Below are 12,393 nucleotides of genomic sequence, written 5' to 3'. Positions count from 1 at the left end.
TCACGGGGTGAGTCGACCCCTGCGGTTGCCCGGTCGTCAGCCCGCGAGCGCGTCGGGGTCGACCGCGGTCGCGTCCTCGCGGTAGGACTCGAACAGTTCGAGCGCCCACTCGTGAACTCGGGGATTCGTGGTCTCGATGGGGACGCCGTAGGACTCGCTGACCGCGTCCGGCCCGCTGCGCTTCAGGAGCACCCTGTCGTCGAACACGTAGAGGTTGCACGGGATGGAGCCGTCGACGACCCACGAGGTCGCGTTCGTCGACAGCATCTCCCGCCAGCGCGCCGCTCGCTCGGGTGCCGCGAATACCTGCTCGGCGATGTCGCCGGTGACGACGAACGTCGCGTCGAGGTCGCCCGCGACGACCTCGTCGCGCATCGGCCGGGCGAGTGACTCGGGGGGTGCCCACTCGCTCATCACCCGGAGTTCGTCGGCCTCGCGCGCGAGGTCTGCGAAGTACCGTCCGGTCTCGACGGGGTCGCCGCCTTCGGGCTCTCTGACGTGTGCGTCCCGGAAGTGCGCGAGGTCGATGGGGTGCTCGTCGCGCGGGAGCCAGTCGACGGCGTCGCCGAGCCGTCGGAGGGCGACGGCGGCGTCCAGCGCGGGCTCGAACGCGTCGACGAGTCCGGCGCCCGTGGCCGTCGCCGCGTACGTGCCGTCGTCGCGCCGGTGGACCCACCCGCGGTCCTCGAACTCGTTCACGATGCGGTCGAGCGTGGTCCGGGAGACGCCGGTGTCGTCGGCGAGCGTTCGCCGCGACGCCGCGGCGTCGGTCACCGCCGCGAGGATGCGGACGCGGTTCGCGGAGCGCGCGAGGAAGGAGACGTCCTCGAGCGCGTCGCCGCGTTCGCCGTCGAAGGCGTTCTCTGGCGTGGACTCGGTCGCCATACGCACACGTTCGTGCTAGTTAGTAACAAAGCTTCGTCCGGTCGCGACACCGGGCGTCCGGACGCACTCCCGGTCGTCCTGGCGTGTTCCCGGACGTCAACGCGCGGTCGCGTCCAGGTGCTTGAACTCCCAGTCGTTCGTCCACGCTCGCCACGCGCGCTTCAGCATCGGCTTGCTGCCGAGCATGTTCGCGACCAGGACCGGGTGGCGCGCGAGGCGCGCGAACGCCTTCCGCGGGTTCCGGTCCACGTCCTCGACGTCGATGCCCGAAACGGCCTCCATGACGCCCGAGAGGATGTCCGGGCGGCCGTCCTCGAGCGCGCCGCGGACGACGTACGCGAGCCGGTACTCGTCGCGGAGGCGCGCGTAGAGCGCATCGGGGTAGTCGTCGAGCGCACCGGCGTCGGCGAGTGCGGCGGCGAGATACGACGACTCGATGGCCTGCGAGATGCCCTTGCCGGTGAAGCGGTTCGCGATCCCGGCGGCGTCGCCGACGCGCACGACGCCGCGGTCGGGGAGCCACGTCCGGTCGGGGTCGAGCGACGGTCCCCTGGGTATCGTGTACACGTTCGCCTGCTCGCGCGTCGGCACCGGCCAGTCGTTGCGCTCGCACGCCGCCTCGAACGCCGCCATGTAGCTCTCGGGCTGCCGGTCCTGCGCCCACCCGATGCCGACGTTCGCGCGCGACTCGGACTTCGGGAACACCCACGAGTACCCGAGGTAGTTCTCGAACACGATGCGCGAATCCGGGTAGAGGTCCGAGAAGTCGCCCTCGACGTCCGCGTTCAGCGCCGTCATCGCGCCCGCGTACTCCGCGGTCGTCCCCTCTATCTTGCTCGCGAGCGACGGCTGTCCGGTCGCGTCCACCACGAGGTCGTGCGTCTCGCACAACTCCTCGAAGTCGGCCTTCGACACGCCCGTGTTCTCGCGAACGTCCACGCCGTTCGCTCGCAATCGGGAGGCCCACGCGCGTTCGACGAGCGCGCGGTCCGTGACGTACGCTCGCGACGCCGGGAACCGCCCCGTGCCCGCGAGCTCGCGGTCGTCGACGTCGCCCGTGAACACCTGCACCTCGAACGTCGGCGTGTCGTTCGCGAACCCGTTCTCCGCCGTCTTCGCCAGGGGAATCCGGGTGACGTCCGTCATCGCCTCCCCGCAGTTCACGCGCTTCTCGTCGAACGTCTGGCGCTCGAAGAGCACGACGCCCCAGTCCAATCGCGAGAACGCGTGCGCCGCCGCGAGCCCCGCCATCGCACCGCCGACCACGGCGACCGACCGGTGGCCGGCCTCGCCACCGGTCGCCGCCCGCGTCGTCGCACCGCTCCCTGTCGCTCGCACGTCCACGTCGGCGCGGAACGCGTCGAACGGATCCCGCGTTCCGTCTCCAGCAGTCATATTCGACCGTTCGGACGCCCGCAGTAAAAGCCGTCGCACCGCGGCACGCAGCCGCAGCAATCGACACCACCGGATTCGTCGCGCACGAGGGGGCGCGGCGGCACCGACGAACGGTCGGGACCCGACGCGGTCGTCGACCGCGCGCTCAGACCCGGTACTCGTCCTCGGTGATCTGGACGTAGCCGTCCTTCTTCAGCGAGCGCTTGCGCCACTTGTACTTCGCGAGGAGCTTCAGCGCGCCCGGGCCGGCACTGAGGCGTCGCGAGAGGAGTTTCCCGTCCGCGCCGTCGCCGAGCATCCGGCTCGCGAGACTGAACGTGCGGTCCCAGTCGTCGGGGTCGTACTCCGCGACGAGGTCCGCGAACGCGACGTTCCGGATGAGTTCCGTGCCGATGGCGCGCCGCCACTCGTCGTTGTACCGCTCGAGGGAATCCGTCGCGGCGAGTTCGCCCGCGATCTTCCCCGAGCGGACGGCGACGTGATACCCGCCCTCGTGGAACGCGCTCGTCGTCCCCATCGCGCCGCCCGCGACCGCGATACCGGCGCCGACCGGGGAGTCGATGGGCCGCGTCGACGAGATCGGGTACGTCTCCGTCCCCTTGGACTTCCCGCGGTCCTCGACGCGCGGGAAGTCCTCCTCGATATCGTACTCGTCGCCGTACACGCGCTCGAGGAGGCGCTCGATGTACTCGCTCGCCTTCGGGAGCGACTCGTCCTCGGGGTCGAGCAGGCGGTACGCCTCGGGGTGCTCGACGTCGTCGAGCGTCATCCCGATGGGCATCGTGAGGCCGACGCGCGCGACGTTGCCGTCGTTCGGGAACACCCACGGGTACGCGGTCTCGCCCGGCATCCACCCCCACCAGAACTTCAGTCGGTCGTCCTCGAACGCGCCCTCGGGGAACTCGCGGTGCTCCTGGTACGCGATGTGGTTCGCCTTCGGCGGCGACATCACGTCCGACGCGGCGCGATGCTCGGGGAGGAACCCGTCGAGCACGCCCATCGACACCTGGCGCTGCGGGCCGTCCGCGAGCACCACGTACTTCGCTTCCACGTCCTCACCGTCCGCGAGTTCGAGGGTGTGGCGGTACTCGGCGTCGAGGTCCGTGTCGACCCCGCGGACGGAGACGCCGACGTCGTACGTCGCGCCCGCTTCCTCGGCTTGCTCGCGGAGGAAGTCGTCCATGCGAGCGCGCTGGAACGTGTACCCGAACCGGTCGTAGCTCGACTCGATACCGGTCGCGTACATCGTCGCGGTCTCCGTCGGCCCGATGAACTCCACGCAGTCGAGCTCCTGGAGGACGACGCCGTCGGGGAGGTCGCCGGGGTCGATGTCCATGATGTCTATCCAGTAATCGAGCATCCCCGCGGCGTCCGTCGAGTCCGGACCGAGCCCGTCGCGGTCGGCGCGCGGCACGCCCTTCTCGAGGAGGAGGGCGTCGGCGCCGTTGCGCGCGGCTTCCCAGACCGCGCTCGTCCCCGCGGGCCCACCTCCGACGACGGCAACGTCGACACGCTTCATACGCCAACACCGGTCGGGCCGGGATAATAAACGGTCCGAACCACGGTCGGCGGCGTGCATCGCGACGCCGCCGCTGGTCGTCGTGGGGTCGGAGACCGGAGCGATAGGGGTGGGGCGCTACCGGAGCGGGTCCTGTGGCGGATGGATGACGTCGTAGCCGCCGTCGGTGCCCGCTGCGGGAGCGTCGGTGACGGAGAGTATCGCCCAGTCGTAGTCGGGTTTGTCCGCGAGGAGTTTCTCCCGTAGCGAGTCGGCGGTGTCCTCGGGCGTCACGAAGCAGCGGAGGTCGCCGCCGGTCGGGGTCTCGGGCACGTCGCGCGTCGGGTTCACGAAGACCGTCTTCCAGTCTCGTTCCGCGCGGAACTCGCCGGCTGCGTCGGTCACGTCGTAGCCCAGGCCGCGGAAGATCGTCTTCGCGCGCTCGTGCAGGTTCTCGGTCGTGGTACCAGAGACCATTCGATATGTGTTATCACACAGCGAGGGCATAAAGTTGTTGTATAAACACCTCTTCGGGTTCGAAGCCGAAGACGGCGCTACGGGACCGGTACCGACCGTCACGTCCGTGATAGCTTCGAGGGTGGCCGAGCCCCCGTGGTCACTCGTGGGCGGCGTCCCACTCGGTCGGTTTCCGGAAGTTCCCGCACTCGTTGCACTGGATGCGCCCCATCGAATCCATCGCGTTGTCGAACGTCGAACAGTTCGCGCAGAACCAGCCGTACTTGCGTTCGCCGTCGCTCGTCCGATACACCACCATGAACGGCGCCTTCGAACCGCGGTCGCCCTCCGTCGTCGAGACGTACACCGTCTCGCCGTCGTCGGTCTCGTGAGGGTCCAACTCCATGCATCGACGAAGTCGACGCCGCGACTTAGTGCTGTTCGTCCCGGTCACCGCGGGCATCGAACCGACGGTCGGTCACTCCCGGAGTCGTCTTCGGGCGCGCGACTCGTCGTCGACGCGTTCGATCGCGGACGCCTCGCCGTCGTACGTAAACCGGAACGGACCGTCGCCCCACCGGAACGGCCCGCGGTCGGCCGGGACCGCGGTCCGATACCGGACGACGTCGGCGCTGTCGGCGTACGCGAGCGTGTTCCGGAGCGCGCGGTCGCGGTACACCTCCTCCGTGAGGAGCGTCCGCGACGGCGTCGCGTCGACGGCGCGTCGCTCGAAGACGACGACGGTCGACTCGTCGTCGAGGTCGCGGTCGCTCACCACGAGCGCGTCGCCGTCGCGTTCGACGACCACGCCGTCGGTCGGACGAAGCGACAGCTCGGGGGCGTCGAGCTCGAACGCTGCCGCGAACCCGTCGGCGTACGCGCTCGCGAACGCGTACGTTCCGCCACCGAGGAACGGTATCGGGACGCCATCGCCCGACGGCGGCGTGCCGTCGTGTGCGAGTCGGAGCGTCCACGAGACGCGCTCGCCGGGAAGGATGGGTTCGCTGATGTCGTTCCGGCCGCGCCACGTGAGCGGCCTCCACGCGTCGTCGGCGAGTCGATACACCCTCCACTGGTCGGTGCGGCCGACGAGGTTCCGTTCGGTGTGGTTGACGAGTTCGAACGAGAGCGTACCCGGCGCCGCGACCCGACGCACCGCGGGCGCCAGCCACGCGCGAGACTGCGGGGTTACGTCGTGATACCACTGGTCGACCGACGATAGCGGTGGGAGTCCCGACCCGACGCCGTCCGCTGGAGTCGTCGGCCCGGGAGCGGTCAGGTCCCAGACGTACGCCGTCGTCGCGAGTGCACTCTCGCCGAGCCGGTACCGGCCCGTCGCGACGGACGTCCCGGCGTCCGCGTCGTCGTCCGCTGGCGCGTCCGACGCGCTGTCGCTCGTCGCCGCCCCACCAGCGTCGCGGTCCGAGTCGACGCCGACGAGCGCGTACCGACCGGTCGCGTTCCCCCACGGGTCGATGGTCACCGATTCGGGGAGCCACGCGTCGACGCCCGGGACCGTCCACGACCCGTCGTCGGACCTGGCGACCGCGGGCGTCGACACCGAGAACGGGTGGTTCGGCGTCGGCGCGAGCGCGAACGCGCCAGGACGCTCGGACGACCCACCGTCGACATCGCCCGACGTCGTCTCGACGGGGCGGTAGACCGGTTCGGGGTCGAACGCGGGGATGCCTCGCGTGTCGACGGTCACCGTCTCGTCGGAGCGGTTCCGGAGCGTCGCGCGCAGCGTCGCCGGCCGCGAATCGGTCGCGTCCCGCTCGAACGCCACCCGGAACACGAGCGAGTTCGAGGACCCGGTCTCGGCGGGCGAGAACGCGACCGCGCGGTCGGCTGCCGGGAGTTTCGCGGTCGTCCCCTCGAACTGCGAGTACGGCACGGGACGGAGCGCGCGCTGGGTTCTCGTTCCAGTCGGCGGGTCGTCGACGCCGAACGTCCCGCGGCCACGGCGGTCGTCGCGCTCGAACGCGCTACAGCCAGCACCGAGCGACGCGGCGAACGCGGAGAGGACGGCGCGTCGACGCATCACCGACCACTACGGCGTCCGTCGACATACCTCTTGGCGACGGGGCGACGTCGACCGTCGTCGGATTCGACACCCTCAAACGCGGCGAGTGCCTGCGTTCGGTGACTAGATGACTGCGCGTCTCCTCCACTACTCCGACGTCGAGAACGCCTTCGACGACCCCGAACGCATCGGCCGACTCGCCGGACTCCTCACCGGCCTCGACGGCGACGACGCCGTCGTCGTCGGGAGCGGCGACAACACCGCGCCGGGCGTGCTCTCGCTCGTCACCGAAGGCCGTCACGCGCTCCCGTTCTTCGAAGCGGTCGACGCGGACTTCGACACGTTCGGGAACCACGACTTCGACTACGGCCCGGACGTGACGCGGGAACTCGTCGCGGACTCCCCGCAGACGTGGCTCACCGCGAACGTCGAGGAGGTGACGCCGGCGGCCGCGAGCGACGGCGGCGTGGACGACCGGCAGGCGTCGGACGGCGGCGCCGGGGAGCGGTTCGCGAGCGAAGACACCGAGCCGTGGGTCGTGCGCGACGTCGACGGTATCTCCGTGGGCTTGTTCGGCGTGACGACGCCGGCGACGAACTCCATCAATCCGAACGCGACGGACGTGGCGTTCGCGGACCCCATCTCGGCGGGGGAGCGCGCGGCGGCGGCGTGCCGCGACGCGGGCGCCGACTGCGTGGTCGCGGTGTCGCACCTCGGGACCGAGGACGACGAGCTGGCGGTCGCGGCGGACGTCGACGTCGTCCTCGGCGGGCACGTCCACAGCGAGATCGTCGAGCGCGTCGACGACGCGGTCCTCCTTCGCCCGGGCGTGAACGGCCGTATCGCGTACGAGGTCGCGCTGGACGTGGACGACGACGGCGAGGTGCGCGTGGACGTGACGCGCCACGAGGCCGCGACCGCGGACGTCCACGAGGGCGTCGCGGACGCGATGCGCGATGCGATGGCGCGCGCGGACCTGAACGAGGTCGTCGCGCACGTCGAGGACCCCATCGAGCGCACGCATGCGGCGGCGTTCCGCGGGGAGTCCCGTATCGGGAACTTCGTCGCGGACGCGTACCGGTGGGCGACGGGCGCTGACGTCGGCCTCCAGAACTCCGGGGGCGTCCGCGAGGGCGACCCGCTCGAGGGCGACGTCACCATCGCGGACGTCATGAGCGTCGTCCCGTTCCAGGAGCCGGTCGCGGTCGCCGAACTCACGGGCGCGGAACTCAAGCAGACCATCACGCAAGCCCACGGCGCGAACCTCTCGTTCGGCGAACCCGACTGGTGGCACGCGCACCTCTCCGGCGCGACCGTCGTCTGGGACCGCGAACGCGACGAGATCATCGCCCTCCGCGTCGACGGCGACCTCGTCGACGACGACGCGACGTACACGCTCGCCACCACCGACTACCTCTTCCACACCGAACACGAGTTCCCCGCGCTCGACCAATCCCACCGCGTCGACCTCGGGGACGTCCAGTACAAAGTGCTCGCCGCCTACGCCCGCGAGAACGGTCTCGACCCGCAATTGGAGGGTCGAGTCGCCTGGTCCGACTGACTCAGTAGCATACGGCGACCGCCAGGTCGCCGTTTCGGGGCTGGGGTGACTGCACGAGCGGAGGCCGCCGCCAGGCGGGCGTTACTGTGGGTCGTTGTCACCGCGGTGCGCTTGGTCGCTCTCGTCGGGTCAGGGCCAGTTGACGAACTGCTGGTAGACGTCGGGGTGGTGGTGGAGTTTGGCGCGGCCGAGGAGGGCGTAGAGGTAGGCGTCGAGGCGTTCCTTCCAGGGCGTCCAGTCGCCGTCGGTGTGGTCGAGGTCGACGGTGGCTACCTGGAGGTCTTCGATGGCGCGGGCGGCCTGGCGGGTGAGGAGGGGGTCGGGGTCGTCGCCGATGACGTTCTGGTACGTGTTTCGGGCGCGGCGTTTCTCGGCGAGGACGTGGCCGGAGTCGAAGCCTTCGGTGGATTCGTCGACGACGAGCTTGTCGATGGCGAACTGGTGGGCGCGGTGGTCGACGACGCCCTGGGCGAGGGCGACGGCGATGAGGGCTTTCGCGTCGGTGTCGATCTCGTTCGTCCACGGGTTGACGTAGGGGGCGTCGTAGCACCAGCGGGCGAGTCGCGAGTGCGCGAACTCGTCGGGGCCGTAGTCGTCGGTGCTGCGGACGTCGTGGCGTTCGAGCACGGTCTCGCGGTCGGGAGCGTCCGCGAGGACGCTCCGGAAGTCCTCGACGACGAAGTCGAGGTGGCTCTCGTAGGCGGTCGCGTCCTCGCTGAGGCGCTCGATCAGGTGGTCGTGGAAGCGTTCGGCGTTCGAGACGGCGACGTCGCCGAGGACGACGCCTTCGGTGAGGTCGCCGACGCCTCCCGGGTCGAACTGGGTGCGGCGCGGGCCGTCGTCGTCGTCGACGCCGTTCGCGGTCTCCTCGACCGTCGACCACGTCGCTCGCCAGGCGCCGCCGACGGCCTCCTGTTCGATGCGGCGGTACCACGCGAGGTCGGTTCCGGGGTCGTCGACGCGGTACGGCGCGAGCGCGTCGACGACGGCGGTCGCGCGCTCGCGGACGTCGATGGCGCGCTCCGCCAACGCGGGGATGTCGGCGTCGCCCTGCTTGGCGCGCGCCTTGCCGAGGTCGATCGCGGCGAACTGGAGGCCGTACGTCGCGGCGAACAGCGCCTCGTGGTAGTTCCCGGCGTCGAGTTCGGAGCGCGCGTCCTCCAGCCAGCCGCTGCCGCCGGACCCGAAGCGGTCTTCGTCGATCCGCGCCCAGCGCTCGTCGGCGCGCTCGTGGGTGGTCTCGAAGGTCTCGACGACGTCTCTGGCGTGCGCTTCCGTGACGGTCGGCCGCCAGTGGTCGGTGACCTCCGGCGGCGTCGGGTAGTGCTTGGTCGCTTCGTCCGTGAGGACGTCCGGGAGCGCGGTCGGCGCGGTCGCGCCGACCGCTATCGAGCCGAGCGTGCCGAGGCCGACGGCGCCGCCGACGCCGACGAGCACGCGGCGGCGCGACAGCTCTGGTATGGAGGAGACCGCGGAGTCGGAGGGCATGTCGTCCGAGGCTACCTGACAGTTCGTAATAAGTCTCGTGTCTGTGCGCGTGCCGCTGTCACGTCGGGGGCCGAATCGACGGTCGCGAGTCGCGCCACGACGTGTCGGCGCGTGCAGGCCGTCGGCGCCGAGTCCTAACGTTTAGGTCCGTCGACGCGCTCCGTCAGGCTAGATGACGCGCGTTCTGGTCCCAGTCCGGTACCCGCTCTCCTCGCACTCGAAGCGGACGCTCGCCGCAGCCGTCGACATCGCGCACGAGCGAGACGCCGCGCTCACCGTCCTCCACGTCAACCTCTACCAGGACGGCGGGCGGGTGACGCGCTCGGACCTGAAAGCCGCCGCCGAGCGCGCCGTCGACGTCGACGTCCACACGCGCTACGTCGTCCGGAAGGGATTCCTCGTCGAGGAGACCATCCTCGACGAAGCCGCCGCCGAAGCCGCCGACGTCGTCGTCATCGGCACCAAGCAAGCCGGGCGCTGGCGGCGGATGCTCCGACGGCTGTTCGACGACCCGGACGTCGACGCGTACCTCCGCGAGCACCTCGACTGCGAGGTCGTGACGGTCTCCGCGACCGGCTAGCTGGGGCGTCCAGTTCGTCGGACGGACGGCATCGACCGGTGCCGTCCGGCGATTCACCCCGATGCCTTCGTTCGCACTGACATGCGGGGGAAGCGTTAACGTACCGGCGGTCGAACCGCCGCGCGTGACCACACGACGGGACCTCGTGCAAGCGAGTCGAGCCCTCTCGCATACCGGCATCCTGGACGCGTTCGGGCACGTCTCGGCGCGTGACGGCGACATGGTCGTGTTGCCGCCCGCGGTCCCGCCCGGGCGCGCCGAGCGCGACGACCTCCTGGAGATGGACGTCGAGGGCCGCATCGTCCGCGGCGACGGGCGCCCGCACGACGAGCACGCCCTCCATCGCCGCATCTACGCGGCGCGCGAGGACGTCGGTGCCGTCGTCCACCATCACGCACCGGCGGTGCTCCCGTTCGTCACCGCCGGCGAGGACATCCGACCCGTGAGTCGTCTCGGCGCGCCGTTCGAGGACCCGATACCGGTCTTCGACGACTTCGACGACGCCGACGGGCATCTCGTCACGAGCGACGCGGAAGCGGACCGGCTCGCGGCGACGCTCGGGGACGGTCTCGCCGTCGTTCTCGCCGGGAACGGCGCCGTCGTCGTCGGCGAGACCGTCCGCGAAGCGACCGTCTTCACGTGGTACATGGCGGCGAACGCGGAGACGCAGTACCGCGCGAGCCACCTCGGCGACCCCGACCCCGTCGGCGACGAGGACTCGCTCGCGGCGACCGCGGCGACGCTCACGAACGCCATCGCCGTCGACCGCGTCTGGTCGTACCTCACCGGCGGCTGACCGACGACCCCGCGAACCACGGCCGGGGCCGGCGGTCGAGCGGTCGACCACGAGCTGCGAGTCCGACCGATTGAAGACCGACCACCTCGGAGCGTCGCGCATGGACGGGTTCGAGGGGTACGCCGCCGTCGTCGACCCGCGCGATCGATACGACGACCTCGTCGAGGACAGCGGCGAGGACGTCCGCGACCCCGAGCGCTACCGCGACGACCGCGAGATGGAGGCGTTCCGCTCGGGGTGGGTGGCAGTCGGCGTCGTGCTCGACGACCGCGACCGCGTGCTCTGCATCCGGCAGGGCGACGACGAACGATGGGTGCTCCCCGGCGGGACGCTCCAGCGCGGCGAGTCACTCGACGGTGGACTCGTTCGCGAGGTCCGCGAGGAGACCGGCGTCGACGTGGACCCCGTCCGACCACGGGCGGTCGGCGCGAGTCGCATCGTGAACGCCGACGATACCGACGAGTGGACGGGCTTCCACGTCGTCCTCTACGAGGCTCGCGCGACCGACACCACCGTCGGCGACGACCTCGGCGTCGACGACGAGGACATCGTCGACGTGAACTGGTTCGAAGAGCTCCCCGAGAAGGTGTTCAACCCGGACCTCACGCGACCCGCGGTGCGAGCGGCGAGAACTGACTGACCGAAGAGACGGTTACTTGCTGCCGTCGTCCGGGAGTCCGTCGGCGGGGAAGTGCCGGTCGTCGCGCGGCCGGTCGCGGTTCGCGACGTTGAGTTCGCCGCTCGTGTCGTCGAACACCACGTGACTGTGCGGGTACGCGATCTCGACGTCCGCGTCTTCGAGTGCACTCCAGACGTTCGTCTGGACCTTCGAGCGGACGGTCAGGAGCTTGTACGGTTGCTTCGCCCAGTACCGGAGCGTGAGGTGGACGCCGTGGTCGCCGAACTCGTCGATGTAGCACGTCGGCGCCGCCGGGTACCGCGCGCTCCCGATGCGGATGTCCGGGCCGCCCGTGATGACCTCGTCGACGTCGCGCGCACACGACTCCATGATGTCGCGGGCCTCGTCGAGGTCGCCCTCGTACGTGACGCCGACGGTGAGCGAGAGTCGCGTGCGTTCGTCCTCCGCGGAGTAGTTGATGACGTCGCGGTCGCGGATGGAGTCGTTCGAGATGACGATGAACGTGTTGTCGAGCGTGAACATCTTCGTGTAGCGGATCGTGATGTCCTCGACGAACCCCGTCTGTCCGCGGTCGGCGAGCTCGATCATGTCACCGATCTCGTAGGGCTGGTCGGCGAGCACGAAGAACCCGTTGATGATGCTGCCGACGATTGGCGCGAGCACGATACCGAGCACCGCGGAGAACACCGTCACCGAGAGGAGGATGTCGCCGGCCTGGAACCCGACGAGGCTCGCGGCGACCGCGATGCCGAGGAGCACCACGCCGAGTTGCACGAGCCGCAGGACGGTCCGCGTGACGCTCGGTCGCTTGATGCGGCGCGCGACCGTCCGGCCGGCGAGCCGGACCGCGAGCTTCGACACGGTCCACGTCACGGCGAGCACGACGAGCGCGAGCACCCACCCGATGACCTCCGGCGGCAACCACGCCGGGAGCTCAACCCCGAACCAGTCCGCCAGCGTCTCCCCGGCGGCCGCCCCGCTCCCGCCGCCCGCCGTCTCGTTCCCCGTCTGCTGCCCGATAGTCACGTCACACCCGTCTCGCCCACCCCCGATAAAACGCACGGCGTCGCC

General features: G+C 70.4%; 12 protein-coding genes. 4 read left to right on the top strand and 8 right to left on the bottom strand.

All coding sequences use genetic code 11. The features are described from left to right. Window positions 1-36: 36 nt before the first annotated feature. The 6 genes from ACZ48X_RS04725 to ACZ48X_RS04700 form a co-directional block, all read right to left on the bottom strand. Entirely contained in the window at window positions 37-885 is an 849-nt protein-coding gene (locus tag ACZ48X_RS04725) for a helix-turn-helix transcriptional regulator (protein WP_336350249.1), read from the bottom strand. Between the two features lie 96 nt (window positions 886-981). Beyond that, window positions 982-2,280 (bottom strand): NAD(P)/FAD-dependent oxidoreductase, encoded by a 1,299-nt coding sequence (locus tag ACZ48X_RS04720; RefSeq protein ID WP_336350250.1) that lies wholly within the window; start codon window positions 2,278-2,280, stop codon window positions 982-984. A gap of 145 nt (window positions 2,281-2,425) precedes the next feature. Continuing rightward, window positions 2,426-3,799: an NAD(P)/FAD-dependent oxidoreductase gene (locus ACZ48X_RS04715; protein WP_336350251.1), complete on the bottom strand. Its 1,374-nt coding sequence runs from the start codon at window positions 3,797-3,799 to the stop codon at window positions 2,426-2,428. A gap of 117 nt (window positions 3,800-3,916) precedes the next feature. Further along, complete coding sequence (locus ACZ48X_RS04710) at window positions 3,917-4,255, bottom strand: DUF7116 family protein (RefSeq protein ID WP_336350252.1); 339 nt, start codon at window positions 4,253-4,255, stop codon at window positions 3,917-3,919. Between the two features lie 139 nt (window positions 4,256-4,394). After that, on the bottom strand, window positions 4,395-4,640 hold the full coding sequence (locus ACZ48X_RS04705) for a DUF5816 domain-containing protein (protein ID WP_336350253.1): 246 nt from the start codon (window positions 4,638-4,640) through the stop codon (window positions 4,395-4,397). A gap of 72 nt (window positions 4,641-4,712) precedes the next feature. Beyond that, on the bottom strand, window positions 4,713-6,275 hold the full coding sequence (locus ACZ48X_RS04700) for a hypothetical protein (RefSeq protein ID WP_336350254.1): 1,563 nt from the start codon (window positions 6,273-6,275) through the stop codon (window positions 4,713-4,715). Between the two features lie 109 nt (window positions 6,276-6,384). Here ACZ48X_RS04700 and ACZ48X_RS04695 point away from each other — a divergent pair, with 109 nt between their 5' ends. Further along, complete coding sequence (locus tag ACZ48X_RS04695; protein ID WP_336350255.1) at window positions 6,385-7,818, top strand: bifunctional metallophosphatase/5'-nucleotidase; 1,434 nt, start codon at window positions 6,385-6,387, stop codon at window positions 7,816-7,818. A 129-nt stretch (window positions 7,819-7,947) separates the two neighbouring features. On the opposite strand, the gene ACZ48X_RS04690 is transcribed toward ACZ48X_RS04695, so the two are convergent. Next, window positions 7,948-9,306: a hypothetical protein gene (locus ACZ48X_RS04690; RefSeq protein ID WP_336350256.1), complete on the bottom strand. Its 1,359-nt coding sequence runs from the start codon at window positions 9,304-9,306 to the stop codon at window positions 7,948-7,950. A 172-nt stretch (window positions 9,307-9,478) separates the two neighbouring features. On the opposite strand from ACZ48X_RS04690, the gene ACZ48X_RS04685 reads away from it, so the two are divergent. The 3 genes from ACZ48X_RS04685 (at window position 9,479) to ACZ48X_RS04675 (ending at window position 11,322) form a co-directional block, all read left to right on the top strand. Continuing rightward, the gene (locus ACZ48X_RS04685) at window positions 9,479-9,886 is read left to right on the top strand and encodes a universal stress protein (protein WP_336350257.1); all 408 of its coding nucleotides are present in this window, start codon (window positions 9,479-9,481) and stop codon (window positions 9,884-9,886) included. Window positions 9,887-10,010: 124 nt separating this feature from the next. Next, window positions 10,011-10,682, top strand: coding sequence for a class II aldolase/adducin family protein (locus ACZ48X_RS04680; protein WP_336350258.1), 672 nt, complete (start codon window positions 10,011-10,013; stop codon window positions 10,680-10,682). A 100-nt stretch (window positions 10,683-10,782) separates the two neighbouring features. Then, window positions 10,783-11,322, top strand: a complete 540-nt coding sequence (locus ACZ48X_RS04675) for an NUDIX hydrolase (protein WP_336350259.1) — start codon at window positions 10,783-10,785, stop codon at window positions 11,320-11,322. Between the two features lie 12 nt (window positions 11,323-11,334). Here the strand turns inward: ACZ48X_RS04675 and ACZ48X_RS04670 are convergent, their stop codons facing one another. After that, entirely contained in the window at window positions 11,335-12,342 is a 1,008-nt protein-coding gene (locus ACZ48X_RS04670) for a mechanosensitive ion channel family protein (protein ID WP_379762534.1), read from the bottom strand. Between the last annotated feature and the right edge of the window lie 51 nt (window positions 12,343-12,393).

The sequence above is a fragment of the Halorubellus litoreus genome, assembly GCF_055378595.1.
This window is presented reverse-complemented; position numbering and strand designations above follow the sequence as displayed.

Excerpts from the sequence above, each read along its gene's own strand:
- ACZ48X_RS04725 (WP_336350249.1), bottom strand. The coding sequence starts at position 885 with ATGGCGACCGAGTCCACGCCAGAGAACGCCTTCGACGGCGAACGCGGC.
- ACZ48X_RS04720 (WP_336350250.1), bottom strand. The coding sequence starts at position 2,280 with ATGACTGCTGGAGACGGAACGCGGGATCCGTTCGACGCGTTCCGCGCC.
- ACZ48X_RS04715 (WP_336350251.1), bottom strand. The coding sequence starts at position 3,799 with ATGAAGCGTGTCGACGTTGCCGTCGTCGGAGGTGGGCCCGCGGGGACG.
- ACZ48X_RS04710 (WP_336350252.1), bottom strand. The coding sequence starts at position 4,255 with ATGGTCTCTGGTACCACGACCGAGAACCTGCACGAGCGCGCGAAGACG.
- ACZ48X_RS04705 (WP_336350253.1), bottom strand. The coding sequence starts at position 4,640 with ATGGAGTTGGACCCTCACGAGACCGACGACGGCGAGACGGTGTACGTC.
- ACZ48X_RS04700 (WP_336350254.1), bottom strand. The coding sequence starts at position 6,275 with ATGCGTCGACGCGCCGTCCTCTCCGCGTTCGCCGCGTCGCTCGGTGCT.
- ACZ48X_RS04695 (WP_336350255.1), top strand. The coding sequence starts at position 6,385 with ATGACTGCGCGTCTCCTCCACTACTCCGACGTCGAGAACGCCTTCGAC.
- ACZ48X_RS04690 (WP_336350256.1), bottom strand. The coding sequence starts at position 9,306 with ATGCCCTCCGACTCCGCGGTCTCCTCCATACCAGAGCTGTCGCGCCGC.
- ACZ48X_RS04685 (WP_336350257.1), top strand. The coding sequence starts at position 9,479 with ATGACGCGCGTTCTGGTCCCAGTCCGGTACCCGCTCTCCTCGCACTCG.
- ACZ48X_RS04675 (WP_336350259.1), top strand. The coding sequence starts at position 10,783 with ATGGACGGGTTCGAGGGGTACGCCGCCGTCGTCGACCCGCGCGATCGA.